Raw genomic sequence first — 26884 nt, 5'->3', positions numbered from 1 at the left:
CCGGCGGGGTCTCGTCAGAACTCTGCCTCAGTTGTTCGAGGCACAGGCGGCCCGCACACCGGACCACACCGCGGTCGTCCACGGCAGCACCGCGCTGAGCTACCGCGAGCTCAACGAACGGGCCAACCGCCTGGCGCGCGTCCTGATCGCGCGCGGCGCCGGCCCCGAGCGGCTGGTGGCCCTGGTGCTGCCGCGCTCGGCCGAGACGGTGGTCGCCCTGCTCGCCGTGGTCAAGGCGGGCGCGGCCTGGATCCCCGTCGACCCCGAGTACCCGGCGGCCCGGATCGCCGGGCTGCTGGCCTCGGCAGAGCCCTCGTTCGTGATCACCACGGCGGGCCGCGCCGCGGTGCTCCCCGACGGCACCGCCACCCTCGATCTGGACGACGCCGACACCGTACGGCTGCTCGCCGCGAGCTCACCGGCCGATGTGAGCGACGCCGAGCGCGCGGGCGAGCTCACCGTCGACCACCCCGCGTACGTCATCTACACCTCCGGCTCCACCGGCAGGCCCAAGGGCGTGGTGATGACCCACCGGGGGCTCGCCAGTCTGGCCGTCGACCACATCGAGCGGTTCGGGATCGCCGAGGGCGACGGGGTGCTCCAGTTCGCCTCGTTCAACTTCGACTGCTCGGTGGGCGACCTGGTGATGGCGCTCGGCTCGGGCTCCGCGCTCATCGTGCGGCCGCAGGACTGTCTCTCCGGGCACCAGCTGGGCGAGCTGATCGAGCGGACCTCCGCCACCCATGTGACGATCCCGCCGCAGGTCCTCGCCGCGCTGCCGCCGGGCGCGCACCCCACCCTGAAGTCGGTCGCCACGGCCGGTGACGTGCTCACCGCCGAGCTGGTGGACCAGTGGGCGCCGGGTCGGCGGATGTTCAACGCCTACGGCCCGACCGAGACCACGGTGGACTCGCTGGCCACGGAGGTGGAAGCCGGCTCGGGCGCCCCGCCCATCGGGCGGCCCGTGGTCAACACCCGGGTGTACGTGCTGGACGAGGACATGCGGCCGGTGCCGGTGGGCACCGAGGGAGAGCTGTTCATCGCGGGCGCGGGCCTGGCCCGGGGGTATCTGCGCCAGCCCGGGCTCACCGCCGAGCGGTTCGTGCCCTGCCCCTTCGGCGAGCCCGGCGAGCGTATGTACCGCACCGGTGACATCGCCCGGTGGCGCCCGGACGGGAACCTGGAGTTCCTGGGCCGGGTCGACGAGCAGGTGAAGATCCGCGGCTTCCGCATCGAGCCCGGCGAGGTCGAGGCGGTCCTCAACCGCCACCCCGACGTCACGGCGAGCGTGGTGACCGCGCGCGAGGACCGGCCGGGCAACAAGCGGCTCGTCGCCTATGTCGTGGCCCGCGAGGGCAGCGCGCCCGACCCGGCCGAACTGCGCCGCCGGGTGGGAGCCGACCTGCCCGACTACTTCGTCCCGGCCGCCGTCGTCGTCCTCGACGCCTTCCCGCTCAACCCGAACGGCAAGCTCGACCGCAAGGCGCTCCCGGTGCCCGACCTCTCCGGGCTGTCCTCCGGCCGGGCCGCGAGCACGGCGCACGAGGAACTCCTCAGCGCTCTGTTCGCCGAGGTCCTGGGCCTGGAGCGGGTCGGCGTCGACGACGGGTTCTTCGACCTGGGCGGCGACAGCGTGATGGCGATCCAGCTCGCGGCCAAGGCCCATCGGGCCGGCTGGGTTCTGGAGCCCGCGGACGTCTTCGCCCACCAGCGGGTCGAGGCGCTGGCGCCCCTGCTGACGCCGGTGCCCGCCACCGCGACGGCGGGCGAGGAGCCGGGGGCGAACCTCGGCCCCGTACCACTGGTGCCCGCACTCGTGCGGCTGGGAGCGGCCCTCGGGACGAGCCGTCAGTCCGTCGTCGCCGTCGTCCCGGCCGGGCTGCGCCCGGAGCTGCTCGCCCCGGCGCTCCAGGCCGTGGTCGACCATCACGACGCGCTGCGGACCCGGCTGGATGCCGAGGGCTCGCGCCCGCGGGTGCTGCCGCCGGGTTCGGTGGACGCGGCCGCAGGTGTGCGCCGCGTACCGCTGACGAGCCCGGACACCGCCGAGGCCGAACTCGTACGGGCTGCCGCCGAAGCCGAACTGGCCTCTGCTGACGGCAAGTTGCTGCGGGCGCTCTGGGGTGGGGCGGACGGCGGTCCGCACTACCTCGCCCTCGTGGCCCACCGGCTGGCGGTGGACCCGGCGTCCTGGCGCATCCTGCTCCAGGACCTCCGTACGGCGTGGACCGCGCTGGAGGCCGGGGCCCCGGTCGTCCTCGACCCCGTCACCACCTCCTTCCGCCGCTGGGCCCTCCACCGGGCCGACGCCGAGAGGCGCGAAGAGTGGGCCGCCACCCCGGCCACCCCCGACCCGCCGCTGGGCAAGCGGCCGTTGGACCCGGTGACCGACACCACCACGAGCGTCCGCGAGCTGACCGTGACCCTGCCCGCCGAGGTGGCGGGCCCCCTGCTGACCACGGCTCCCGAGGCTTTCCACGGGCGGGCCGAGGACGTGCTGCTCACCGGGCTCGCGCTGGCGGTCGGGCAGTGGCGGGAGCGGCGCGGGTCGGCGGCGGGCAGTGCCGTACTGCTGGACGTCGAGGGCGACGGGCGGCAGGGGTTCCTGCCCGGCGCCGATCTCTCGCGCACCATGGGCCCGTTCACCGACAGCTCCCCGGTCTCCGTCGACCCCGGCTTCCCCTCCTGGGACGAGGTGTGCGCGGGCGGCCCGGCCGTGGGTGAGGCGATCAAACGGGTCAAGGAGCAGGTGCGCGCGGTGCCGCGGGCACACGGCCCGCTCGCCGGGGCGGCCGTGCCCCAGATCGGCTTCGCCTACCGGGGCCGGGTCGCGGACGACGGGTGGGAGAGCGCGGCCGCGCGGGTGGCCGCGCACGGCCCCGCGGTCCCGGCGGCGCACGGCCTGGAGGTCGCCGCGGCCGCCGTGGGGCCACTGCTCACCGCCGTCTGGAGCTGGGCGCCCGGCTGGATCGACGACTCCCGCGTGCACGAGCTGGCCCAGCTGTGGCGGGAGGCCCTCGAAGGCATCGCCGCACACGCCGAACGACCCTCCACGGGCGGCCACACCCCGTCCGATCTGACCCTGCTCTCCCTGAGCCAGGACGAAATCGACGACCTCGCGAGTGAGTGGGCCAATGACTTCTGACAACGCCGCCCTGACCGACATCCTGCCGCTGTCGCCGCTCCAGGAGGGAATGCTCTTCCACTCCCTCTACGACCGGCACGCCGTCGACGTCTATATGCCGCAGATGGTGATCGAGCTCGAAGGCGAGGTCGACACCGCTGTCCTGCGCGGCGCGATCGCGGCGCTCTTCGAGCGGCACGACAACCTCCGCGCCTGCTTTCGCACCCGCACCCGCAAGGGCGCGCCCGTCCAGCTGATACCGGCGCGCGTCGACGTCCTGCTGCGCGAGTTCGACCTGCTGGCCCTCGACGAGCCCGAGCGCGCGGCCGAGCTCGCCCGGCTGATGGCCGAGGACCAGGTGGACCGCTTCGACCTGGCCCGGCCGCCACTGCTGCGGTTCATGCTCGTCCGCCGCTCCGAGCGGAGCTGGCGCCTGGTGATGACCCATCACCACATCCTGCTCGACGGCTGGTCGATCCCCGTTCTGATCGGCGAGCTGATGGAGCTGTACCGGCAGGGCGGCGACGGCTCCGCGCTGGCGCCGGTGGCCCCGTACAAGAGCTATCTGGCGTGGCTGGCCGGGCACCACCGGGACGCGGCCCGCGAGGCGTGGCGGCAGTCGCTGGCGGGGCTCGACGAGCCGACGCTGGTGGTGCCGCCGAGCGCGAGCCGGCTGCCCGGTCTGCCCGCCACGGTGGAGACGAGGCTCACGCCGGAGCTCACCGAGCGGCTGACCGCGACGATCCGCCGCCACGGACTCACCCTGAACAGCGTGGTCCAGGGCACCTGGGCGATGGCGCTGGCCCGGCTCACCGGGCGCGACGACATCGTCTTCGGGGTGACCGTGTCGGGCCGCCCGGCCGAGATCCAGGGCGTCGAGCGGATGGTCGGCCTCCTGATCAACACGCTTCCGGCGCGGCTGCGGGTCCGCTCCGAGGCGTCCCTGGCCGAGCTCCTGACCGGTCTCCAGCGGGAGCAGGGGCGGCTGCTGCCGCACCAGAACCTGGGGCTGACCGAGATCCAGCAACAGGCCGGTGTGGGCACCCTGTTCGACACCCTGATGGTGTTCCAGAACTACCCCACCGAGCCGGAGGCGGAGCACGGCGGGAAGCAGCGGCTGCGGGTCGTGGACGCGTTCAGCGTCGACGCCACGCACTACCCGCTCGGTCTGACCGTCTTCCCCGGCCCGTCGCTGCGCCTGCGCCTGGACCACCAGAGCGACGTGGTCGCCCAGGACACCGCCGAGCGGCTGCTCGGCTGGCTGGTGCGGCTGATCGAGGCGGTCGCCGACGACCCCGCGCGGCCCCTGTCGGCCGTCGACGTCCTGGGCGCCGAGGAGCGCGAGCGCGTCCTGGTCGACGTCAACGACACCGCGCACGAGGTGCCGCGCACCACGCTGGCCGAGCTGTTCGAGGCCCAGGCCGCCCGGACGCCCGACGCGGTGGCCGCCGTGGCCTCCGGTACGGAGCTGACCTTCGCCGAGCTCAACGCCCGGGCCAACCGGCTCGCACGCGCCCTGGCCGGGCGGGGCGCCGGTCCCGAGCGGCTGGTGGGGCTCGCCCTGCCCCGCACGCCCGAACTGCTGGTCGCGGTCCTCGCGGTCCTCAAGTCGGGTGCGGCCTATGTGCCCATCGACCCCGACTACCCCGCCGCGCGCATCGCGCACCTGGTCGAGGACTCCGCGCCCGTGCTGGTGGTCACCACCACCGGTCTCGCCGCCGCCCTGCCCGAGGGCACACCGACCCTCCTGGTCGACGACTCCCCCGCCGCCCTCGCCGCCCACTCGGGCGACGACCTGGGCGAGGACGAGCGCGGTGTGCTGGACCCGTCCAACCTGGCGTACGTCATCTACACCTCCGGGTCGACCGGCGTGCCCAAGGGCGTCGCCGTCCAGCACCAGAACGCGGTCAACCTCTTCCACGACCACCGTGCCGAGTTCTACCGGCCCGAGACGGCCCGGGCCGGGCGCGAGCGGTTCCGGGTGGCGCTGGCCGCCTCGATCTCCTTCGACGCCTCGGTCGCGGGGCTGCTGTGGATGCTCGACGGCCACGAGCTGCACCTCGCCGACGACGAGAGCCGCTACGACCCGGTCGCCTTCGTGGACTTCGTGGCGAGCGGGCACATCGACGTGGTCGACGTGACGCCGTCGTTCGCCGAGCAGCTGGTCGACGCCGGGCTCCTGGACGGCCCGCGCCCGGCGGTGCTGGTGGTGGGCGGCGAGGCGATGCGCGAGCCGCTGCTGGAACGGCTCGTCGCGGTGGAGGGGATGTCCACGTACAACTTCTACGGGCCCACCGAGTGCACCGTCGACGCGACCTCGCACCGCCTGGACGGCGACACCCGGCAGATCATCGGGCGGCCGGTGTGGAACACCCGCGCCTATGTCCTGGACCGGGCGCTCTCGCCCGCGCCGGTGGGTGTCGTGGGGGAGCTGTTCCTCGCGGGTGAAGGCGTGGCGCGGGGCTATCTCGGGCGGCCCGGGCTGACGGCGGAGCGCTTCCTGCCGTGTCCGTTCGGCGCGCACGGGGAGCGGATGTACCGCACCGGCGACCTGGTGCGCCGGCTGGCCGACGGCACACTGGAGTACGTCGGACGCGCCGACGAGCAGGTGAAGGTCCGCGGGTTCCGGGTCGAGCTGGGCGAGATCGAGGCCGTGGTGCAGCGCCACCCCGATGTCGCGCAGAGCGCCGTGGTCACCCGCACCGACCGGCTCGGCGGCGCGCAGGTGGTGGCGTATGTGGTGCCCACCGCCGACGACAGCGCGCGGCCCGCCTCCGAACAGAGCGACGCCGCCGACTCCATGACGGAGCGTCAGCTGGAGGAGTGGCTGGAGGTGCATGAGGCGATCGACACCGAGGAGTCGGCGCGGATCGCCTTCGGCGAGGACTTCGGCGGCTGGGACTCCAGCTACACCGGCGGCCCGATCCCGCTGGAGGAGATGCGCCAGTGGCGGGGCGAGGTGGTGCGCCGCATCCTGGAGACCGGCCCCTCGCGCATCCTGGAGATCGGTGTCGGGTCCGGTCTGCTGCTGGCCAAGCTGGTCGACCACGTCGGGGAGTACTGGGGCATCGACCTCTCCCCCACCGCGATCGCGCTGCTGGACGCGCACATCCGCCGCGAGGGCCTGACCGACAAGGTGAAGCTGCGCAGCCAGCCCGCGCACGTGACCGACGGACTTCCCTCGGGCCACTTCGACACCGTGGTCATCAACTCCGTGGTGCAGTACTTCCCCAACGGCGCCTATCTGCGCCAGGTCGTCGAGCAGGCCCTCGACCTGCTCGCCCCGGGCGGCCGGATCTTCATCGGGGACGTGCGCCGCGCCGGCACCCTGCGCGCCTTCCACACCGCGATCCTCACCGGCCGCGCCGAGGACGGCGCCCGGGACACCGGCGCGCTGGCGGCGGCGGTGGAGCGCGCCGCGCTCCTGGAGCGCGAACTGGTCATCGACCCCGACTTCTTCACCTCGCTGGCCACCGCGCACGAGGGACGGATCGGCGGCGTCGACATCCGGCTCAAGCACGGCGAGCCCCACAACGAGCTCACCCGGCACCGCTACGAAGTGGTGATCCACAAAGCTCCGGCGGACCCCGTCTCGTACGCCGCGCTGCCCGAGCGGGACTGGAGCGGCGAAGGCACCGGTCTGGACGGCCTCACGGCGCTCCTCGCGGAGCACGACGGGCCGCTGCGGGTGACCGGGATCCCCAACGCCCGGCTCGTCGGCGAGGTCGCGGCCGCGGACGCCCTGGCCAAGGGCGCTCCGCTCGACGAGGTACGGGCCCTGCTCACCCGGACACCGGGCGACGCGGTGGACCCGGAGGACCTGCACGCCTGGGCGCGGCGCAACGGCCGTACCGTGCACACCACTTGGTCGCGCGGCGCGGCCGACACCTTCGACGCCGTCGTCCCGGCGGCGGCCGAGGGCGCCCCCGCGCCGGTGCTGGCGCTCACCGACGTGTACACACCGCCGACCGGCGCCCGGCCCTGGCAGGCGGCGGTCAACGACCCGGCCGGCGGGCGCCGCACCGGCGAGCTCGCCGTGTCGCTGCGCCGCCACGTCGGCGAGGTGCTGCCCGACTACATGGTGCCCAGCGCCGTCGTCGTCATGGACCGGCTGCCGCTGACCCCCAACGGCAAGCTCGACCGCAAGGCGCTGCCCGCCCCCGACCTGGCGGGCCAGGTGTCGAGCCGGGAGCCGCGCACCGAGCGCGAGGCCACGCTGTGCGGGCTGTTCGCGGAGGTGCTGGGCATCGAGCGGGTCCGCATCGACGACAGCTTCTTCGACCTCGGCGGCAACTCGCTCCTGGCGATCCGGCTGGCCGCGCGGGTACGGGCGGTGCTGGAGACGGAGCTGCCGGTCCGGGTGGTCTTCGAGTCCCCGACCGTGGCGGCCCTCAGCCCCCGCCTGGGGGTCGAGGACCGGGAGGCCGGGCTCGGGGTGCTGCTGCCGCTGCGCCGCACCGGCAGCCGCCCGCCGCTGTTCTGCGTCCACCCCGCGGGCGGTCTGGCCTGGCCGTACGCCCGGCTCGTCGGCATGCTCGACGCCGACCGGCCGATCTACGGCATCCAGGCGCGCGGCATCACCCGCCCCGACCTGGCGCCGCGCAGCACCCAGGAGATGGCGAAGGACTACGTCGAGCAGATCCGCACGGTGCAGCCGGAGGGCCCCTACAGCCTGCTCGGCTGGTCCTGGGGCGGGCGCATCGCCCATGAGGTCGCCGTCCAGCTGCGGCGGGCGGGCCAGCGGGTGGCGCTGCTCGCGATGCTCGACGCACACCCGCACGCCCCGGACGGGGCCACCGCGGGCGAGGCCGAGTTCGTCTCGTACATCCTCTACGAGGTGGGCCTCGGCCAGAGCGCCCTCGGCGAGGGGCAGCCGCTGACGTTCGCCCGGCTGCGTGACGTGCTGGCGGACAGCAGCTCGCCGCTGGCCGAACTCCTCGCCCAGAGCGGGTCCGCGCTCTCCGGCCTCGACGAGCCCACCCTGCGGGCGCTGTACGACGTGTACCGCAACGAGGCCGCGATCGGCGCCGAGCCGCCCGCCGAGGCCTTCGACGGCGACCTGCTGTTCTTCACCGCCGGCCTGGAGGCCGGGGCCGACGCGCTCGCCGGGCTGTGGCGGCCGTTCGTCGGCGGCCGGGTGGAGAACCACGAGATCGCCTGCGCCCATCTGGACATGGCGGACGAGGAGCCGCTCTCCGAGATCGCGGCCGTCGTCGAGAAGCACCTCGCCGCCGCCGGCGCGGACCGCGCGGAGCGGAGCACGCCCGCGTCAGGCGCCTGAGCCGCGCCGGGGGCCCCGGCACCACCGGGGCCCCCGGCCCGCACGCTCCCCACCCCGCGGCGGCCGAGCCGCCGCCGCGCGCTGCGGCGATCCCGCGGCACGGCAGAAGGACAACCGACATGATCTTCGAACGAGCATCCGACGTCGTGCTCGACGACGTCTTCCTCCACCTGCCCGAATTCGTCGCCGACGCCCGGGTGTTCCTCAAGCTCGAAGGGCTCAACCCGGCCGGGTCGGTCAAGCTCAAGACGGCCCTCGGGCTGATCGAGGCCGCGGAGCAGACCGGCGTGCTGCGCCCGGGCGCCCCCCTCATCGAGTCGTCGTCCGGCAACCTCGGCATCGCCCTGTCCGTGGTGGCCGCCGCCAGGGGCTACCCGCTGACCGTGATCACCGACCCCAACGCCACCCGGCAGTCGCTGCGCATGATGCAGAGCCTGGGGACCGAGGTGGTCGAGGTCACCACCCGCGACGCGCAGGGCGGATACCTCCAGACCCGGATCGACCACATCCACCAGCGGCTCGCCGAACGCCCGGAGCTGGTGTGGCTCAACCAGTACGCCAACCCCGCCAACGCCCGGGTGCACCGCGAGCGCACCGCCAAGGCCGTGCACCAGGGCCTGGGGGTGGTGGACGCGCTGTTCGTGGGCGCGGGCACCACCGGGACCCTGATGGGGTGCGTCGAGTACTTCACCCGCTACAGCCCCCGCACCCGGGTCATCGCGGTGGACTCGGTCGGCTCGGTCACCTTCGGGCGGGCGGCGCCCCGCTTCATCCCGGGCCTGGGCACCAGCAGACGGCCCGAGATCTACACCGACAGCGGCGACTTCGAGAAGGTCCTCATCAGCGAGGTCGACACCATCGCGATGTGCCGTCTGGTCGCCTCCCGGTACGGGCTGCTCGCGGGCGGCTCCACCGGCACCGTGCTGGCCGCCGTGCGACAGCTGGGCCCCACCCTGCCGCCCGGCTCCCGGATCGCCGCCATCTCGCCCGACATGGGTGACAAGTACGTCGACACCGTCTACTCCGACACCTGGGTCGCCGAGCGCTACACCGAGAACCCCGACCTGGCGGCGCTGGGACGGATCACGACCGTGTGACACACCGGGCGCGCGCGCCCACCCCGCAGCAACCCACCGGATTTCGCACTCCAGCCACACCCCCCAGAACAGGAAACACCCCATGGCCAACTTCACCGTGGTACCCGGCGCCGCCGTGTCCGCGATCCTCGCCGACTCGCACAAGGACGTCCTGCGCATCGTCGCGGAGACGTATGTGGCCCACGAGGAGGGCCAGTCGGTCAACCCGGACAGCTACTTCCTGCGCTTCCCCGAGAAGCCCAACGCCCGCGTCATCGCGCTGCCCTCCTACCTCGGCGGCACCGTGGACACCATCGGCATCAAGTGGATCGCCAGCTTCCCCGACAACATCCAGCAGGGGCTGCCGCGCGCCTCGGCCACCCTGTTGCTGAACGACTACGCCACCGGGTACCCGCTGGCCTGTCTGGAGGCCGCCAGCATCAGCGCCGCCCGCACCGCCGCGTCCGCCGCGGTCGCCGCCGCCGAGCTGGTCGCCGCCGAGGAGCCGGTACGGGTCTCCTTCGTCGGAGCCGGAGTCATCGCCCGCACCATCCTCGACTACCTCCACGCGAACGGCGTCGCCGTCGCCGACGTCCTCGTCCACGACCTGGACGACACCAGTGCGGGCCATCTCCTCGCACACGCCGCCGAGCGTCTGGGTGTGCCGGTGGCCGCGGGCAGCCTGGCGCAGGCCCTCACCCGTGACCTCGTCGTCTTCGCCACCACGGCCGCCACGCCCTATGTCGGCGGCGACACCCCGCTGCGCGCCGGCCAGGTCCTGCTCAACGTGTCGCTGCGCGACCTGGCACCCGAGCTGCTGCTCAAGAGCAACAACGTGGTGGACGACGTCGACCACTGCCTCAAGGCGCAGACGTCGCCGCACCTGACCGAACAGCTCACCGGCGGGCGCGACTTCATCAACGGGACGCTGGGAGCGCTGCTCCAGGGCCGGGTGACGCTGGACCCGGCCAGGCCCACCGTCTTCTCCCCCTTCGGCCTCGGCATCCTCGACCTGGCCGTCGGCCACCACCTCCTGGGCGAGGCCCGGCGCCGGGGCAGCGCCGTCGAGATCCCCGACTTCATCGGGGAGACCAGCCGCTGGTGACGACGGGCCCTGAAGGGCCCGCGGTGTGAGGGGACCGGGGGGGGTACCGGCCGGGCTCGGGGCATCCCGGCCGCCGTGCGTGTATGCAGGAGACATGGATCTTCGGGCACTGAGCGCACGGCGCCACCCGTCCCACCGGCTGCGCCGGGCGCTGCTCGTGGCCCCGTTCGCGCTCATCGCGATCGTCACGGTGGTCGACGTCGAGGCACCGCCCGACGTCCATCTGGGGCCGTTCCTGGCGGCGGCGCCCGCGCTGACCGCGTCCTTCGCCGGGCCCCGGACCACGGGGTTCGTCGGCGCCGTCGCCGTCACCGCCCAGGTGGTGGTGGCGATGGCGCGCGGCAGCGTCACCGACCTCAACCACTCCTTCCAGATCAGCTCGCTGGTCCTGATCTCGGTGTTCGTGACCCTCTTCGCCCATCTGCGCGAGCTGCGCGAGAAGGAGCTCGTCCAGCTGCGCTCGGTGGCCGAGGCCGCGCAGCAGGTGGTGCTGCGGCCGCTGCGGGAGCGGATCGGCCCGCTGCGCATGGCGTCGGTGTATCTGGCGGCGGAGGCCGAGGCGCAGATCGGCGGCGACCTCTACGCCGCCGCCCGCACGGCCGACGGCACCCGGCTGCTCATCGGTGACGTACGCGGCAAGGGCTTGGAGGCCGTGGGGGACGCGGCCGTCGTCCTGGGCGCCTTCCGGGCCTCGGCCCACCAGGAGGCCGAGCTGTCGGGCCTGGTGGCCTATCTGGAGGGCGCCGTCGCCCCGGACCCGGACGACAGCTGCGCCGAGGGGGGCGCGAACCAGGACGAGGCGTTCATCACCGCCGCGGTGCTCGACGTACCCGACGCCCGGGCGACACTCCGCCTGGTCAACTGCGGGCACCCGCCGCCCCTGCTGCTGCGCGACGGCCGAGTGGTGCCCCTGGACGTCGCCCATCCGGCGCCGCCGCTGGGCCTGTCGCGGCTCGTGGCGGCCGACGGGTCGGGGCCCGCCTTCACGGCGGAGACCTTCGCCTTCGAGGAGGGCGACATCCTGCTGCTGTACACGGACGGCGTCATCGAGGCCCGCGACGAGGCGGGGACGTTCTACCCGCTGGCGGAACGCCTGACCGCCTGGACGGAAGCGGGCCCCCGCACCCCCGCCGCCCTGCTCCGCCACCTCTGCGACGACCTGCTGAGCCACGCGGCCGGGCACTGCCTGGGAGACGACGCCGCGATGGTGGCGATCGAGCGGCTCGGCCGGGTCCCGGCTGATCCATCGGAGTGGTCCGGCTAGGCCGAACCGGCGACTGTTCAGCGTGTTTGCCGGGCCGCGGGCGAACGGCACCGCGGGAAACGGGGATGGCTGCGAGGGGCGTTCGCAGAACGCACCGTTCGTCCCCGAAGAGGAAGCAAACGAATGAACTCTGATCACAGGTCGGTGTCACCGCTCGGACCGCTGCCTCAGCGCGGCAAGTGGCTCGCCGGTAGCGCCCTGGCGTCCCTCGTCCTGATGCTGGCCGGTGCGGTCGCACCGGCGACGGCCGCCGAAGCCCAGGGAGCCGGAACCCGGGTGACTCACCCCGGGCGAGGCGGCGACGACCATCACTGCCGGCCGTCGCACGGTTCCGACGACGACGACAGGGCGGCGACTCCCGGCGTGGTCGCCGGTGGCGGTGGCGGCGACGGCTGCCAGGGTCCCCCCGGACCCCAGGGTCCGAAGGGTCCGCCCGGACCGCCCGGACCGCAGGGCCCCAAGGGCGACACCGGGCCCGCGGGGCCCGCAGGACCGACCGGGCCGCAAGGGCCTTCCGGGCCCACGGGCCCCCAGGGACCGCAGGGCGACATCGGACCTACCGGGCCCACCGGGCCGCAAGGGCCGATGGGGCCCACCGGCCCGACAGGGCCGAAGGGCGACACCGGAGCCACCGGCCCGCAGGGACCGCCCGGACCGGCCTCCTGCTATGACATCGACAGCAACGCCCCGTCGAGCAACGAGACCTTCAGCGCGGCGCTCATCAACGGGAAGGCGTTCGCCGGCCGGCAGGCCACACCCGGCGGCGCGATCGTCTGGACGGACCTGACCAACGCCGACAACCCGAACTACCCGGCGCACGTCTGCGGGATCTCCATCGACTCGCACGGCAACGACACCTGGATCAAGGTGGTCACCACGGACGGCACCGTCTACCAGACCCACGGTGACACCAACGGCCAGACCTTCACCTGGGACGAGGGCTGGACCCAGCTCGCGACGCCGGTGGCGGGCACCCTCCGCCACGACACCCGGCCGAAGGCGGGGAGGCCCAAGACCTCCTGACCTCATGGTCTCGCGACTTCGCGACTTCGCGAACAAGACCCCGCACGTGCCGCGATCCGGTGGCACGCGCGGGGCCACGAGCGGTGACCGGCCCCCGCGCGCGGGGCCGGTCACCCATTGGTGTCAGTGGTGACGGTGGTGGTCGGCCGGTCGGCCACGCCCCCACATCGCGGTGTCGAGGACGCGTCCGTTGTCGTTGCGCAGGGTGGCGGTGTCGCGGTGGTTGTCCCAGACGTAGTGGCGACGGTCCTGGTAGACGTCGCGGCTGCTGTCACGGCCCATGCCGGTGTGGACCTTGACCGCCGAGTGGCCTTCCAGGCGCAGGGTGTGGAAGCGGTAGCTGGCGCCGTCGCTCGCGGTGAGCGTGTACCCGCGCAGGTTCACCGCGTGGCGCCCGGTGTTCATGACCTCCACCCACTCGTCGTTGAGGCTCCGGTTCGAGCGGTCGTCGCGGCCGGGGCTGTTGTACTGCACCTTGCCGATCACCACGGTGGAGCGGGCGGCGTGCCGGTGGTGGCCGTCCGCGGCGGCGGGCAGGGCCGCCGCCCCGATCAGGGTGCCCGCGGCGAGGACGGTGGCGAGGATACGGCGGCTGGTGCGCGATACAGACATGTGCGTGCTCTCTCAAGGACAAGCCCTGCACCGGGCCTTGAACGGCCGGTGAAGGGCGGGCCAGGTTCCCGGCTGGTGCCGAGGAGCCACACTCTGGCCCGCCGAAACGATCAGAGCCCGCCGACCCGACGCTCTTTACGAATTCCGGACATTTCCGTAACCAGCACTTATGTCAACTCCCCAGTATTCGTACGCCGTCCGCCCGGCCGCGCCTCCGGTTCGTCACAGGGCCCCGCGCGGCGTCGGCGCGCCCGGGCGCCCGGCTCCGGGCGGATCGCTCAGCCCTCGCGCACGCCGTCAACCCTTGACCGCCGCCGTTACCACCAGAGGGGGACGCAGCCGTTCGGCGGACCAGTCACGGCCGCGCACATGCTCCGGGTCGGCCACCCCCACCGCCTCCTCCGGCGTCGGATGGTGCTGAGTGACGCCGGTGAACCCCACCCGCGCCAGCAGCGCCGGGAACCCCTCCACCGGCCAGGCGTGGTTCCGCACCGACTGCCATGTCCCGTCCGTACGCCGTAGTCGTACGGGCATGGGGTCGCCGGGTGCGTACGTGACACCCGGCTCGCCCACCCGCAGCGAGGCGTACTCGATGCCGGCGCAGGCCGGATCCGTGGTCAGCAGCGCGAACGGCGCCCCGGGCCGCAGCAGCCGGTGGATCTCGGTGAACACCTCAAGGACCGTGCGCTCGTGGGGCAGCGAGGCCATCACGTGGTTGCACATCGCCGCGTCCGCGCAGGCGTCCTGGAGCGCGGCCACCCGCCCGCCCTCGACGAGGTGGTACTCCGCACCCGGCGTGCCCGCCTCCTTCGCCAGCGCGAGCATGTCCGGCGACGCGTCAACGCCGATGACCCGCATCCCCAGCACCCGCGCCGCGCGGTCGGCGACGCGGCCCGGCCCGCAGCCGAAGTCCAGCAGCACCCCACCCTCCTGACGCGCCCCGGCCAGCGCCCGGAACACGAACGGGTAGCCGAGCAGCCAGTCGGTCGCCGCCTCCACGGCCGCGAACGCCTCCGCCCCCTCCTGCCCCGACCAGGCACGCCCCTCTCCGGCCGACACCGGCTCGGGCGACGACGGCCCAGGAGTCGGTGGACGGGAAGTCCATGAACCGGGAGTCGGTGGACCGGGAGTCGGCGACCCGGCCGGTTCCCCCGTTCGATCCTGCGACATCACTGAGTCCCGTCTCTCGTCGACGTACACGTACACGTACACGTACACGGCACAGCGCTCCCATCATCGGCGCCGCCCCCGCACCGCGCACACCGCCGCCCCGGTGACGGCGGCGCGCCCGCCGGGGGGGGCGGGCCCGGCGCCCCGTTCAGCCCACCGGCGCCGCCGTGCGGTCCAGCCTCGCCACGTGCCTGCGCAGGGCCAGCGAGAACGCCCAGGCCGCCACGAACAGCGCGGTCGCGATGGCCAGGGTGCACCAGCGCAGATCCTTGGAGACCACGAATCCCGGGCCGAGACCGGGGTGGACCGAGTTCAGCAGGACGTGAAAGAACAGCGTCAGCGCGAGCAGATACAGGCCGTACCACGCCGGCTTGCTCCAGCTCTTGAGCACCTGGCCGTCCATGCCGGACAGCGGCAGCATCCCGAACACCACGACCTCGATACCGCCGACAACCGTCAGACCGATGGTGTACGCGAGCGCATGCCGCAGGCTGTCCGGCCCGGCCGTACGCCCCGACTCGATCAGCGGTGTGCCCAGCACCCACACCAGCAGCGAGGCGCTCAGCACGCAGATTCCGCCGATCATCACCGCCTGCCCCTTCGGCATGGCGTGGTGCGGGTCGCGCGTGCCGGGAGGTGCGGCACCGAGCACCATGTAGACCGCCACCAGCCCGTACACATACGGCACGGGGAACGCCAGGCCGCGTGATAGCGCCGCCATCAGCGCCGCGAGGAGCAGGCCCGCGGGGACCACCCGCAACTCCGCCCGTATACCGCCCCGCCCGGGACGCAGCAGGGAGTCCTTCGTCTTCTCGTACGTCACCAGGATCAGCAGCGTGCCCACCGCCGCCGCCAGCACCTTGGTCACGGTCGGCATGCTCCAGCGGGCCGTGGCGTCGGCCCAGACGACGAGCGCGCCGCCGATCAGGGCGAAGCAGCCCATCCGCAGCCAGCCCGGCAGCATGGCCCCGCGTGTCCGCGCCGACCGCTCGTCCCGGCGCCGGTGCCACCAGCGGCTCAGCGCGTTGTCTGCCAGCTGCGAGGGGAACGCCTTCTCCAGCAGCAGCACGAGCAGCAGGAACCAGGCGGCCATCCCCACCGACCCCGCGATGTCCTTGAGCGCCCAGGACACTTCCGCCGGGGTGCGGATACTGCCCACCAGCCCGCCCGGCCGTGCGTGGTGACCCCCCGGCGGCGGCTCGGCCGTCCCGCTGGGCCCCGGGGTCGGATCCGGCCGGGGTGTGCCCGTCGCACCACCCGGCTCGGTGGGGCCGGGGCTGGGTGTGTCCGAGGGAGAAGGGGTCCCAGGGGTCGGTGTGATGCCCGGTAGGTCGGGCTTGGGCAGCACACCGGTGCTGCCCTCCGGGTGGTGCTCGACCGGCGAGCCCTTGGGCAGCAGGAAGGCCGTGAACGGCTCGGGCGGCAGGTCGATGGTCCCCGCCTGTTCCCGCGCGCGTCCGGGACAGTCGAGGTCCACGGGCTGACGACCCCTCATGTCCGGGGGAATGAAGGCATGGAGGTCGATGAAGCTCCAGCGGCCGGGCCCGGCGTCGCCCTTGGCCGAGTCGGCGTCCAGCCAGGGGTCGAGCAACCCCTTGCCGCCGACAAGGATCCTGCCCCAGGTGCAGGCGGCGGGGTAGTCGGTCATGTGGATGGTGATCTCGTACTTCCCCACGGGCGGCGGGGTGACAGGCGGCGGGGTCACCGTGAAGGTCTGCGAGGCCGTGAGGGCCGCGGCGGCCATGGGCCGGGCACCCGTCGGGCCCACGCCGACGACCCCCGCGCCCACCGGCGCCGCTTCGCAGGTCGCCGTCACCTTGTACGTACCGGCACCGGCGCCCCTCGGTACGGCGAAGGACCCCCTGAGTGTCCCGTCCGCCTCGGGGGGCGTGTCGGTGCCCGGCAGGTCCGTCCCGTCCCAGAGAAGACGGGCCGGGCCCCGGCACAGGAACCCCTCACCGGAGACTTCCACGCCGGTGCCGGGTGCACCGGACCGGGGCGAGAGGCGGAGGGCCGGATCACGCGGATGTGGTGGCGTCACGTCCGTGGCCGGCACCACCTCGTAGGAGGTGTCGGCGGTCATGGAGGGCCGGGCGTCGCAGGTCGCGACCACCTCGTACACGCCCAGGGGTGCGTTCTCGGCCACTTTGATCGACTGCGAGAAGAAGCCGGTCGCGTCCGTCCGTACGGGGATCGGCGCGGGCAGGTCGCCGGTGAGCGTGAGCGGGCCCGCCTCCGTCTCCCCGTCCGCACCGCAGTCGAAGTGACTGCCGAACACCTTCTGACTCTCACCGCGCTTCACCTTCCTGGTCTGCACCGACAGCGTCGGACGCACGACGGGGTGGGGCGGAGTCGTGGGAGTCGTCGGGGTGGTGGGCACCGGTGTGCTCGGGCGTGCCGAGGGCTCGGCCGACTGCGGCTTCGAAGGACTGGGTTTCGTCGGTGACGGCTTCGGCGACGACGGCTTCGACGAGCTCGGCTTCGACGTCGGGTCCACCTCCGACGGCGGCGAGCTCTTCGAGGGCGAGATCTTCGAAGGTGACGGCTCTGCCTTGGACTTGGAGGGCGCGGAACCCGAGGCGGAGGGCGACGGGCCCGGCGCGAGCACCTTCGCGGCCACCACCCCGGTCGCCCTCGGCGCAGCACCCGTCACACCCTCCGCGAAGCTCGGCACCGCCGTGCCCACGAGCAACACCACCGACAGCACCGCCGTCAGCACCGCCGTCAGCGACACCATCGGTAATCCGCACGTCTTCCGCCTGCGTCCCACAGCGTCCCCCTCGTAACCGCACGGCCTCCCCAGACCGTCCCCCTTCGGGTGTACTTGTTTGACGTCCTGGCCCCACGGCTTCGTTTCCCCCTCGGGTACGGCGCACGGGAGCGCACGGCGGAAAAGTGTTCGCGCCGCACGCCCCCAGGGCCGACAACCCCGACCAACCCCCTGCCGGGAAACAACGTTTTATGGCCTGTGGTGTCTCCAACGTGTGAATCTTGTGCGCACTCACCTGTGCTGTTGCCGCAGAGATGGGTAGCATCCGGCGGCAACATCCAGCACGAGGAAAGCGAATTCTCATGGCGGACGAGCCGGACTTCACCACACTCAAGGACCAGTACGCGGCGCGCGTCACCGCCGACCTGGAGGCCAACCAGCAGGACCAGGCACGCATCCGCGCGGAACTCGACGCACTGAAGGACCGACTGGAGTCCCTGGAGCGGGATCACGGTCTGCTGCAAACCATGCAGCACACCCTCGGCAGCAACGCCGCCGCGGTGGCGCAGGCGTCGGCGGCAACCACCCCGGCGACGGCGACACGCAAGCGCACCACCGCAGCGCAGCCCACGGCCAAGACACCGGCCCCCGAAGCGGCACCCGCGACCACACCCACCCCCGCCGCGGTGCCCAAGCCCCGTAAGCCCCGGGCCCAGAAGCCGGAGGTCAAGGAGGCGAAGGAGACCAAGGCGACCGCGCAGGCCACCGCGACAAAGGGAGCCAAGGCGAGCCCCAAGAAGGCTTCCGCCCCGGCCAAGAAGTCCGCGGACAAGAGCGCGGAGAGCAGTGGACCCACCCTGCGTGAGCTGGTGCTCGGCCTCTTCGCGGGCCACCAGGAGCCGCGTACGGTCGCCGACGTCCTCACCGAGCTGACGACCGTCCATCCGGACCGCAAGACCAGCCCGCAGGTGGTCCGCAACACCCTCGAAGCGCTCGTCGCCAAGGGTGAGTTGGAGCGCGAGCGCAAGCAGGGCTCGGTCTTCTACACGGCGCTGCGCGCCACGGCTCCGGCCGGGAAGTCCGAGGCGCCCGCCGCCGAAGCCGTGGACGCCCCCGCCACGGCTGCCGCGGCCACTCCCGCTCCCGCGACCGCCTGACGGGACCGCGCGCCCACCGCGACCGTGGCCACCCCGGGTGCCGACGCACCTGCGACGGGGTGGCCACGTCCGTGGGAACAACCCGGCCGTCGTCCGTCGGGACCACCGGCCGTCGAGCTGCTCTCAGCCGAACTCGCTCACTGTCGGCCGTAGCCGACCGGGGGCTCCATCGAGATCACCCCGCCCCCGGGCTGCCCCCAACCGTCCCCACCGCCGGAGCCACCGGAGCCACCTGCGCCCCCGGACGCATTGGCGCCCCCGTCTCCGCCGCCGTCGCCGTCGCCGGATCCACCCGCGCTCCCGGACGCACCCGCGTCACCGGCGCCACCGCCCGAGCCACCGTCACCACCCGAACCACCGGATACCTGCCCTTGGCCCTGGTCCTGGCCCTGGTCCTGGCCCTGGTTCTGGCCCTGCCCCTGCCCCTGGCCCTGACCTTGCCCTCCCGCCCCGATCGTCGCCCCGGTGGCCGCCAGTGCGGTCGTCACGGGCTGGAAGAACGTCTCGCCACCCGCCTTGCAGTTGCCGCTGCCACCGGAGGTGAGTCCGACCGCGCTGCCGTCGGCGGTGAACAACGAGCCGCCGCTGTCGCCCGGTTCGGCGCACACATCGGTCTGGATGAGCCCGGTGACCGTACCCTCGGGGTAGTTGACCGTGGCGTCGAGGCCGGTGACCTTGCCGTCGTGCAGACCGGTGGTGCTGCCCATGCGCAGTACGCGGCCGCCCACGGCGGCGTCGGCCGCCCCCGTGATCTGCACCAGCCTGCCTCCCCCCGTGTCGACCGCGCTGGGCGCCTGTGTGGCGGCGTCGTCGTAGGTGAGCAGGGAGAAGTCGCCGTTGCCGGGGAAGGTCGCCTTCTGGACGGTGGCGGCGGGCGCCCCGTTCGCGCTCAGGGACCACTGCTTGGCCGCGACACCGCAGTGGCCCGCCGTGAGGAACCCCGGTTTGCCGTCCTGCGTCGTGACGTTGAATCCGAGGGAGCAGCGCGCGCCGCCGCCGAAGATGGCGTCACCGCCCTCGCTGAACGCCTTGAACTGCCCGGGGGACTTCTTTATCCGGGCGGTGTCCGCGCCGAGGGACCGTACGGCCTTCTCCAGTCTGCTCCACTGCGCGCCCTTCACCGTCCGGTCCGCCGAGACCACGACGCGGTTGGTCCGGGGGTCGACGGCCCAGGCGGTGCCGGGGATGGTCGCCGTCCGGGCGAGGGTGTGGGCCGCGGAGCGCAGCTCGGCCGCGCTGTTGCGGACCGCGCGCGGCACCGCCCCGGCCTTCTTCACCCGGGCGCTCGCGTTGCTGTCGTTACCGGCGATGTTCACGACGAACTGCTTCTTGTCGGCGTCGTAGTACGAGCCCGCGAAGGCGTCGCCGAGCTGCTGGGCGAGGGTCCGCACCGCGGCTGCCGCCGAGGGTGCGTTCACCTTTCCGGCCGCGGCCCCCGGCGGGGGCTCGCCCTGCGCCTGTGACGCGTTCGCACGTGGGAGCAGTACGGCCGCCGCGATGAGGCCCGCGGCCCCCGCTCCTGCCATGACCGCCCGCCGCTTGGGTATGCGCCTGTGAGTCAACTCGCCGCCTCCTGGGATGTGTTCCGTAGCCGATCGCGATCGGCGGAAGGTGTGCAGTCCTAGGTACGGACGAGACGCGTGTGGTGTTCACCGGGATTGCGAAAGAACATTTCTGATGGGAGAGCAGCAAACGTGAAGTCCCCCCGCACACGCCGGTCACCTGCCCGCGAACCTCCGGCTCCGCACACGCCGGTCACCCGCCCGCGAACCGCCGGCTCACGTTCGTCAGTACGCGACGGGCGTCCGCTCCCAGATGCGGACCCGCGAGCCACGCGGCCGGGCGGGAGCCGAGCGAGGTGTTGGAGACGAGCACCAGCCCGCCGTCCCCCCGGCGCACCAGCCAACCGCCCCCGGACGAGCCCTCGGTCATCGTGCAGCCCATCCGGTACATGTCCGGCTGGTCGGCCGCGACCGAGAACGACCCGGGGCGGTCGGCGCAGTGGAAGAGCGACGAGCCGTCGAAGGGGCGGCCCGCCGGATACCCCACGACGTCGACCGGACCCCGTGAGCCGGTGAGTTCGGCGTCGAAGCCGACCTCCGCCGCCGCCCCGGCCGTCTCCTCCAGCGACTGCCTCGCTCCCACCGCCTGCCGTACGTGGAGCACGGCGAAGTCGAAGGCCGCGCCCGCGCCCGCGCTGGAGGTGCCGTGGTCGATCCACTGCTGGGAGGTCTGCGCCCAGTCGGCCCACCAGATCCCCAGCGGCGCCGCGGTGTCGCGTCCGCCCAGCGGGGCCGGGCCCCGCTTGTCGAAGCCGGGGACGAAGACGATGTTCCTCAGCCAGCCGCCGTCCTTGCCGGAGTGGACGCAGTGCCCGGCGGTCCACACCAGGTTGGAGCGTCCGGGGTGGGCGGGGTCGCGTACGACGGTGCCGGAGCAGGCGGCCGGGCCCTTGGGGGTGTCGAAGAAGAGCCGGCCCGCCGTGGGCGCCTGCTCGCCGTACGGGCGGGCGACGGGCCGGGCGGGCACGGCGTCCGGCTCGGGGTCGGAGACCCCCCGGGGCATCTCGCGGCCGTCGAAGGAGCGCTCGGCCTCGGTGGCTCCGGCCATCCGCTCCGGCCCCCACAGCCCGTCGACCACCGGGTTGACGAAGTCCGCCGCACCCCGCAGCCAGCGCCCCACGCTCCAGTCCCGCCACCCGTCCGGTGTGCGCCCCGGGGCGGCGCCGCGGGCGGCCCCGGCCGGACCGGTGGACCCGATCGAGCCGGAACCGCCTTGCGGCCCGGTGGAGTTCTTGGTGACGGTGTACGCGAGTCCACCCGCCACCACCGCGACGAGCAGCCATATGGCCGTCCCCCGGAGCCGGCGGCTGGGACGGCCGAACGGGTGGAGACGGCGAAGACGGCGAAAAGGCACGGGCTCTCCTCCTCGGGCGCGACACGTACTGCCCGCTTGATACGGCGCCGCGCCCCCGGGCGTTCAGCCGGCCGGCCCCTGCCGTCCCGGTCGGCCGCGTCCGCCCGCCCCGGTCGTCAGGCGACGTCCAACCGCATCGAGATCCGCTTCAGCCTGCGCAGTTCGCTCTCGCTGAGCCCGCCCCACACCCCGCGCTTCTCGTTGTTCGAGAGAGCCCACTGGAGGCAGGCGGTGGTCACCGGGCATCTGTGGCAGACCGCCTTGGCCTGTGCCAGCTGCTGGTCCGCGAATCGCCTGTTGTACGTCGGGAAGAACAGCTCCGGGTCCTCCGTACGGCAGGCCGCACGCTTTCGCCAGTTCACAAGAAGACTCCCTCCTCGGCAACGAGTGACGCGATCGACTCCCTTAGGTGTCTTGCGCGTTGTTACGTCAGCCGCTGACGGACCGTTCAATCGTGGGCGTGTGCGTCCCGGGGTGTGTCCCCGTGGGGGTCCCCGTTTGGGTCTCCGTGTGGTCCGTGAAACCCGCTCAGGGTCGGGTGAACACCCCGATGCCGTTGGGTACCGCGCGTTCGAAGCTGCCCGGCGGCCGGTTGCGTACGACCACTCCCTGGTCGCCCGGGGCGCGGGTGGCCAGGGTGGTGGAGCCGCCGCCGTCCAGGTTGACCCCGTCGTCGGCGCCCATGTCCCGCAGCAGCCGGGCGAGTTCGGCGAGCGTGAGACCGGAGTCGGTCTCGGCCGCGCCGTTCAGGGCGAGGAGGTAGAGGCGGTGTCCGTGGTCGCCGATCGCGGCGCCGGTACGGGTGGCGGCCGTGCGGTCGTCGAGGCCGTCCAGGGGTGTGCGGGCCCGCAGCACCGGCATACCGCCCACCGCGAACGCCAGCGGGCCCCGGCGGCCGCGCAGCCGGTAGCCGAGCCCCGCACGGTCGCCGACCTGGAGGGCGCGCAGGGCGGCGGCCCCCTTCTCGCGCCCCAGCAGGACGAAGGTGCCCGCGGGGATCGGCCCCCCGCCCGGGACGGCGGAGGTGTCGACGACGCGGCCCTGCCGTACCGTCACCTCATAGGTGTCCTGGGTGCACGGCGCACCGCGTGCGGTGTCGGTCCCGCACGCCGCCCGCGCGCGCGAGGCGGAGCCCCACTTGGGGGTGAAGGCACCGATTCCGTCCACCGGTACGGCGTACTGGTTGAGCCCGTCGAGGCGCAGCCGCCCCTCGCGGGTGTCGACCGTTCCTTCCAGGGTGAGGCGGTCGAGGCGCCCGGTGTGCGCCGCGTTGACACCGATGACGTCCCGGGCACTGGTGCCCGGCGGCAGGGTGGGGCCGAACCGCTGGCCGTCGGGGACGGCGGCCTTCAGCGGGCGGCCGGAGGCGATGGCCGGGCCCGAGGAGGCTCCGGTGGCCTCCACACCGGGGTGCTGGGTCTCGCTTATGTTGAAGAAGTCCCCGTTGACGGCGGCGACCGCGGCCCGGGCGTCGGCCATCGCGGTGACCTTCGCCCGGGCGGCCACCGCGCCCGGGGTGAGCAGGTCCACCCTGACGTGCCGGTTGCTCAGGTCCGCCGTGACGAGGTGACCGTGTGTCAGCCCGTGCGAGGCGGTGACGGTGAAGCTCCGGTAGGAGACACCGGGGGCGACCGCCACCGAGCGTCCGTAGGCGACGGCCGGCGCACTTTGCGCGGCGCCGGGCGCGAGCGCACCCCCGCCCACGACCATCCCCACCGCGGCGATCCCGGTCATCGCCATGCGCGCCCAGCCCAGCGACCACCCCATCGCGCCTCATCTCCTGAGACCCACACCGCATCGGCAGCCGCAGCCTAGCGAGCCGGGCGGCGGCCCAGGGGCAGGCGCGGCACGATGACCGAGAACGGCCCCCGGGCCGCGGGGCACTCAGCGGGTGCTGAGCGGGCCCGGGGCCTCGGAGAGCCGCAGGCAGCGGTGGTTGCCGGCCATGGTGCGCCAGGCCCACCGCATGGCGTCACGGGTGTTGGGGCCGTAGACACCGTCGGCGGACAGGCCGAGGGCGCGCTGGACGTTGCGGACGGCCGTCTCGGTGCTGGTGCCGAAGTCGCCGTCGAAGCCGCCGGTGTTCTGGCCGTAGCACTCGCTCAGGGTGACCTGGAGCTCGTAGACGGCGTCGTTCTTCATGCCGCGGCGCAGGGCGCACGAGTAGGTGCCGCGCACGCCGACCGTCGGGATGTCGGTGTAGTAGCCCGCGGTGTCGTAGTACTTGGTCGTGTCGTTGCAGCCGGAGAGGGCGGCCTGGGCCGACGGGCCGGACGTGATCATGCCGACGGTGATGGCGGCGAAGGCGCCAAGGCATGCCAAAGTACGCTTCATAAGAGTCTTGCTCCCCCGGAAATGGTGCTGAACTGGCCGCGTCTCAGATGGCGGCGAAGCGAAAACCTAGCAGACCTGGAGAGGTAGTTGATCACTTCACCAACCAGCGACACTCCTGGTGGAGTGCACGGCGCCCCGGCTGCTGACCCCGCGACGGAGTTCACCCCGGAGATCACCCACGCCGAGTGCCGCAAATGCGGTACGCGGGTGGCCGGGCTCGACGGCCGGTACGCCTGTGGTGTGTGCGGGTGGACCAACGACTGGTCCGAGGGGCACCGGCCGCTGCCGCGCGCCGAGGACGACCCCGACTTCCCCGGCCCCGGCGTGCCCACCGGCTACCCGCTGGCCGACTGAGGCGTTCACCCTCCGGCGAGACGAGAGAGGAGCCGCGAGGCCTCACGCCGACTGCTGGTGCCAGGCGTTCTGGAAGTTGCGCCGGGCCCGGTGCAGCCGGGAGCGGACGGTGCCGACGGGGAGCGCCAGAGTCCGGGCCATCTCCTCCTCGTTCATGCCGTAGACCGCGCGCAGCACCAGGACCTGGCGGTGCTGGTCGGGCAGCCGGTCCATGGCGTCGGAGATGTGCACGGTGTCCAGGGGGTTGCCGTCCAGGGCCCGGTCGGTGAGGTCGTCGGTGGGCCCCTGGCTGAGCCGCTTCGAGGTGCGGACCGCCTCCCGTACGGTGACCGCGCGGACCCAGCCGTAGAACGCCTCGGGTTCGCGCAGCCCCCGTATACCGCGGAATATGGCCAGCATGGCCTCCTGGGCGGCGTCGGAGCTGTGGCTCTGCGCGATGGGCAGACAGAGCCGGCCGACGAATGGGGCGATGTGCAGGAGGATGTCGTTCATGGCCCGGTCGTCCCCGGCCTGTGCGCGCGGCAGCAGGGCCGTGGTGACGGGGGCCTGCGTGTCGTTCATGGTGGTCACCGCGGGAGTACTCCTGGACTCGGTCTGCTCGAACAGGTGCGTGACGGGTGCGTGACGCACCTCTGCGGCGTCGGCCGCGCGTCCGTCACGCGGGCACCGCCACCGTGCCCTCGGCGTCGCCCTCGCGGGCGGCGAAGGCGAGCAGGGCGGTGTGCAGGGCGCCGCGCACCTCGTCCACCTGCTCGTGCGTGAAACACCCGGAGCTGTAGGGCAGTTCGATGCCGAGCCGGCCGTCGAAGGAGACCACGCACGCCATCACCGGGCCGCGCCCGGCCTCGGGGAAGTAATGCTCGCGGGCGGGAGCGAGGCGTACGTCGGTGACTTCCAGACCGGCCGGGGTCACCGGGCCCGACACCCGCCCCATGTTGGTCACGATGACGCTGGTGGCGAGGACCGCCGGGTGCCGCGGGACCTTGGGCAGCAGGTGCACCTCCTGGAGGTAGTCACCGCGCTCGATGGCCGTGTGCAGGTTCTCGGTGACCTGGCGGGCCAGGGCCAGCGGGTCGGCGTCGTGCGCCACTTCGAGCACGTCCAGACAGGAGGTGACCGCGGGCACCAGCACCTCGCGCTCCAGCGGCGGGGTGAGCCGGGAGCGCAGGTCGACCGGGGACATACAGCCGAGGTTGCGCGTCCCGGGCTCGCCGCCGAGGCGCCGGCGGACGGCGGTCAGGACCGCGGCGGCGACCAGGCCGTGCACCGACACGCCCTCGGACTTGGCGAAGCTCAGCAGCCGCGCGGTCTCCTCGGGCTCCAACAGGACCCGCTGTACGGCCAGTTCGAGCTGCCCGGGGGTGCGTTCGCTGTCCACCGCCTCGTACGGCAGACAGACCACGGGGGACTGCCGGGTCCGCTCGACGCGGCGCGCGAAGTACTCCTCGGCCTCCTGCTCGGAGACCGGCGGCAGCAGCTCGGAGATGGGCCTGGGCCACTGCTCCCGGTACTCCCCCACACGGCCCGGGAGTCCACCGACGAGCGCGGTGTAGGTCTCCCACAGGGCGTTCTGGAGGGCGATGGCGCTGTGGCCGTCGGTGATGGTGTGGTCGACGCTGAGCATCACGGTGTGCTCGTCGCCTCCCCGCAGCAGCACGGCCCGCACGAGAGGGCCGCCGACGGGCAGCGGGGTGTTGAACTCCTCGGTGAAGGAGTCGGGTCCGCCGTCGCGCACCAGCAGTGTCGGCACCTCGTCCGCCGCCAGCGGCTGGAGCCCGGCCACGCCGTCCTCGACGGCGATCCGGCAGCGCAGCGAGGGGTGTTCGGCGACCTTGGCGGCGAACGCCTCGGCGAACAGCTTCTCGTCGAGGTCGCCGCGCACGGTGCAGGAGAGCACGGCACGGCTCCGCTGTGCCACGTAGATCGTCTCGACCGGGCATAACCTGCGCTGCATCCCCATGACCTTTCGACTTTCTTTCCCGGCGCTGCGCCGGGACCGGCCGCGCCCTGTCCCCGCCTCGTAAAAGGCTGACCGTACGGGTCGCCCGGAGCAGGGTGAACGCATTGTGCCCGGAACCCTCTCCCATTGCGCCCCGGCCGTATTGGCCGGTGCGCGGATCCCGAATCGCGCTTCAGTGAAGCCGCAATTCCATTGCGCCGCAAGGGTTTCCCGGAGGACCGTGGAGTGACGTATCCCTCAGCCTCTGCGACACACGGCCGGCTGCCGCAGTCGGGGCAATACCCAGGGTGCCCCGAACGCTAACCGGAACGGAACCATCTCCCTCTCCGCGCCGACGAATTTGGCTCAACATCGGCGTTCGGCAAGCCCGCTGAACCGCTCGTATACAGCCTTTTCATCAGGGGGGCACTTGCCATCAGCACGGTCTCGCGCGGTGGCATGGCCGGTTCGTTGACGTGAAGTGAACTCCGCAAGCTGGCCTGATACATACGGCCGTGCACATGACATCGGGCGGCCTCGAACCCTGCAATCCAAGGGATTTCGTCGCTTCGACGCAGGACACGCCCGGCGGATGATCCCCTTGACCCGCAGACTTCCCCTCGGGCAGGGTTGCTGTTCCGAGGAAGGTGGCGCTCCACCACGGCACCGCCTGCTCTCACCGGAGTTCCGCACCCGCAGCGGCATTTCGGCGACGCATTCCTTGCTTCCGTTCCCCCGGCAATTCCGCTCACCGGTGAGCGGATCGCACACGCCTGCCCAACGGCTTTCCAGCGGGGCCCAGCGGCCCTTTCCGTGTGC

At 73.1% G+C, this 26884-nt stretch carries 19 protein-coding genes; 9 read left to right on the top strand and 10 right to left on the bottom strand.

The genetic code is table 11. The features are described from left to right. The first annotated feature begins 31 nt into the window (after positions 1–31). From ABD236_RS06620 to ABD236_RS06595, 6 genes are all read left to right on the top strand, one after another. Positions 32–3145, top strand: coding sequence for an amino acid adenylation domain-containing protein (locus ABD236_RS06620; RefSeq protein WP_344071128.1), 3114 nt, complete (start codon positions 32–34; stop codon positions 3143–3145). After that, on the top strand, positions 3135–8405 hold the full coding sequence (locus ABD236_RS06615; RefSeq protein WP_344071126.1) for an amino acid adenylation domain-containing protein: 5271 nt from the start codon (positions 3135–3137) through the stop codon (positions 8403–8405). The genes ABD236_RS06620 and ABD236_RS06615 overlap by 11 nt, the downstream gene beginning before the upstream one ends. A gap of 119 nt (positions 8406–8524) precedes the next feature. After that, entirely contained in the window at positions 8525–9502 is a 978-nt protein-coding gene (gene sbnA / locus ABD236_RS06610) for a 2,3-diaminopropionate biosynthesis protein SbnA (protein WP_344071124.1), read from the top strand. A gap of 82 nt (positions 9503–9584) precedes the next feature. Next, the gene (sbnB, locus tag ABD236_RS06605) at positions 9585–10586 is read left to right on the top strand and encodes a 2,3-diaminopropionate biosynthesis protein SbnB (protein WP_344071122.1); all 1002 of its coding nucleotides are present in this window, start codon (positions 9585–9587) and stop codon (positions 10584–10586) included. A gap of 94 nt (positions 10587–10680) precedes the next feature. Beyond that, entirely contained in the window at positions 10681–11850 is a 1170-nt protein-coding gene (locus tag ABD236_RS06600) for a PP2C family protein-serine/threonine phosphatase (RefSeq protein ID WP_344071120.1), read from the top strand. A gap of 585 nt (positions 11851–12435) precedes the next feature. After that, positions 12436–12873 carry a hypothetical protein gene (locus tag ABD236_RS06595; protein WP_344071118.1) on the top strand — a complete coding sequence of 146 codons (438 nt, stop codon included), beginning with the start codon at positions 12436–12438 and terminating at the stop codon, positions 12871–12873. Between the two features lie 123 nt (positions 12874–12996). Here the strand turns inward: ABD236_RS06595 and ABD236_RS06590 are convergent, their stop codons facing one another. The 3 genes from ABD236_RS06590 to ABD236_RS06580 form a co-directional block, all read right to left on the bottom strand. After that, positions 12997–13485: a lamin tail domain-containing protein gene (locus tag ABD236_RS06590; RefSeq protein WP_344071116.1), complete on the bottom strand. Its 489-nt coding sequence runs from the start codon at positions 13483–13485 to the stop codon at positions 12997–12999. A 297-nt stretch (positions 13486–13782) separates the two neighbouring features. After that, on the bottom strand, positions 13783–14544 hold the full coding sequence (locus ABD236_RS06585) for a class I SAM-dependent methyltransferase (protein ID WP_344071114.1): 762 nt from the start codon (positions 14542–14544) through the stop codon (positions 13783–13785). A 259-nt stretch (positions 14545–14803) separates the two neighbouring features. Beyond that, the gene (locus tag ABD236_RS06580; protein ID WP_344071112.1) at positions 14804–16933 is read right to left on the bottom strand and encodes an FGLLP motif-containing membrane protein; all 2130 of its coding nucleotides are present in this window, start codon (positions 16931–16933) and stop codon (positions 14804–14806) included. 76 nt (positions 16934–17009) lie between these two features. Between ABD236_RS06580 and ABD236_RS06575 the strand changes: the two genes are divergently transcribed. Further along, complete coding sequence (locus tag ABD236_RS06575; protein ID WP_344071110.1) at positions 17010–17441, top strand: hypothetical protein; 432 nt, start codon at positions 17010–17012, stop codon at positions 17439–17441. Positions 17442–17727: 286 nt separating this feature from the next. Next, a complete protein-coding gene (locus tag ABD236_RS06570; RefSeq protein WP_344071107.1) occupies positions 17728–18522 on the top strand; it encodes a hypothetical protein in 795 nt (264 codons plus the stop codon). A gap of 137 nt (positions 18523–18659) precedes the next feature. Here ABD236_RS06570 and ABD236_RS06565 read toward each other — a convergent pair whose 3' ends face one another. The 5 genes from ABD236_RS06565 to ABD236_RS06545 form a co-directional block, all read right to left on the bottom strand. Further along, positions 18660–20048, bottom strand: coding sequence for a S1 family peptidase (locus ABD236_RS06565; RefSeq protein ID WP_344071105.1), 1389 nt, complete (start codon positions 20046–20048; stop codon positions 18660–18662). A gap of 229 nt (positions 20049–20277) precedes the next feature. Then, positions 20278–21438, bottom strand: a complete 1161-nt coding sequence (locus ABD236_RS06560) for a trypsin-like serine peptidase (RefSeq protein WP_344071103.1) — start codon at positions 21436–21438, stop codon at positions 20278–20280. Positions 21439–21554: 116 nt separating this feature from the next. Further along, positions 21555–21800: a WhiB family transcriptional regulator gene (locus tag ABD236_RS06555; RefSeq protein WP_344071100.1), complete on the bottom strand. Its 246-nt coding sequence runs from the start codon at positions 21798–21800 to the stop codon at positions 21555–21557. Positions 21801–21966: 166 nt separating this feature from the next. After that, positions 21967–23205, bottom strand: a complete 1239-nt coding sequence (locus ABD236_RS06550) for a phosphodiester glycosidase family protein (protein ID WP_425543824.1) — start codon at positions 23203–23205, stop codon at positions 21967–21969. A 117-nt stretch (positions 23206–23322) separates the two neighbouring features. Then, entirely contained in the window at positions 23323–23772 is a 450-nt protein-coding gene (locus tag ABD236_RS06545; protein WP_344071098.1) for a peptidoglycan-binding domain-containing protein, read from the bottom strand. 87 nt (positions 23773–23859) lie between these two features. Between ABD236_RS06545 and ABD236_RS06540 the strand changes: the two genes are divergently transcribed. After that, on the top strand, positions 23860–24126 hold the full coding sequence (locus ABD236_RS06540; RefSeq protein ID WP_425543823.1) for a hypothetical protein: 267 nt from the start codon (positions 23860–23862) through the stop codon (positions 24124–24126). A gap of 42 nt (positions 24127–24168) precedes the next feature. Here ABD236_RS06540 and ABD236_RS06535 read toward each other — a convergent pair whose 3' ends face one another. Beyond that, a complete protein-coding gene (locus ABD236_RS06535; protein ID WP_344071096.1) occupies positions 24169–24696 on the bottom strand; it encodes an RNA polymerase sigma factor in 528 nt (175 codons plus the stop codon). Positions 24697–24781: 85 nt separating this feature from the next. Further along, the gene (locus ABD236_RS06530; protein WP_344071094.1) at positions 24782–26086 is read right to left on the bottom strand and encodes a phthiocerol/phthiodiolone dimycocerosyl transferase family protein; all 1305 of its coding nucleotides are present in this window, start codon (positions 26084–26086) and stop codon (positions 24782–24784) included. Positions 26087–26884 lie beyond the last annotated feature (798 nt).

The sequence above is a fragment of the Streptomyces crystallinus genome, assembly GCF_039521265.1.
GTDB classification, from domain to species: Bacteria; Actinomycetota; Actinomycetes; order Streptomycetales; family Streptomycetaceae; genus Streptomyces; species Streptomyces crystallinus.
Note: the sequence above shows the minus strand (reverse complement) of the source record. Positions and strands in the feature narration are given on the sequence as shown.

Excerpts from the sequence above, each read along its gene's own strand:
- ABD236_RS06615 (WP_344071126.1), top strand. The coding sequence starts at position 3,135 with ATGACTTCTGACAACGCCGCCCTGACCGACATCCTGCCGCTGTCGCCG.
- ABD236_RS06595 (WP_344071118.1), top strand. The coding sequence starts at position 12,436 with ATGGGGCCCACCGGCCCGACAGGGCCGAAGGGCGACACCGGAGCCACC.
- ABD236_RS06550 (WP_425543824.1), bottom strand. The coding sequence starts at position 23,205 with ATGGGGTGGTCGCTGGGCTGGGCGCGCATGGCGATGACCGGGATCGCC.
- sbnB (WP_344071122.1), top strand. The coding sequence starts at position 9,585 with ATGGCCAACTTCACCGTGGTACCCGGCGCCGCCGTGTCCGCGATCCTC.
- ABD236_RS06530 (WP_344071094.1), bottom strand. The coding sequence starts at position 26,086 with ATGGGGATGCAGCGCAGGTTATGCCCGGTCGAGACGATCTACGTGGCA.
- ABD236_RS06590 (WP_344071116.1), bottom strand. The coding sequence starts at position 13,485 with ATGTCTGTATCGCGCACCAGCCGCCGTATCCTCGCCACCGTCCTCGCC.
- ABD236_RS06565 (WP_344071105.1), bottom strand. The coding sequence starts at position 20,048 with ATGGCAGGAGCGGGGGCCGCGGGCCTCATCGCGGCGGCCGTACTGCTC.
- ABD236_RS06570 (WP_344071107.1), top strand. The coding sequence starts at position 17,728 with ATGGCGGACGAGCCGGACTTCACCACACTCAAGGACCAGTACGCGGCG.
- ABD236_RS06600 (WP_344071120.1), top strand. The coding sequence starts at position 10,681 with ATGGATCTTCGGGCACTGAGCGCACGGCGCCACCCGTCCCACCGGCTG.
- ABD236_RS06545 (WP_344071098.1), bottom strand. The coding sequence starts at position 23,772 with ATGAAGCGTACTTTGGCATGCCTTGGCGCCTTCGCCGCCATCACCGTC.
- sbnA (WP_344071124.1), top strand. The coding sequence starts at position 8,525 with ATGATCTTCGAACGAGCATCCGACGTCGTGCTCGACGACGTCTTCCTC.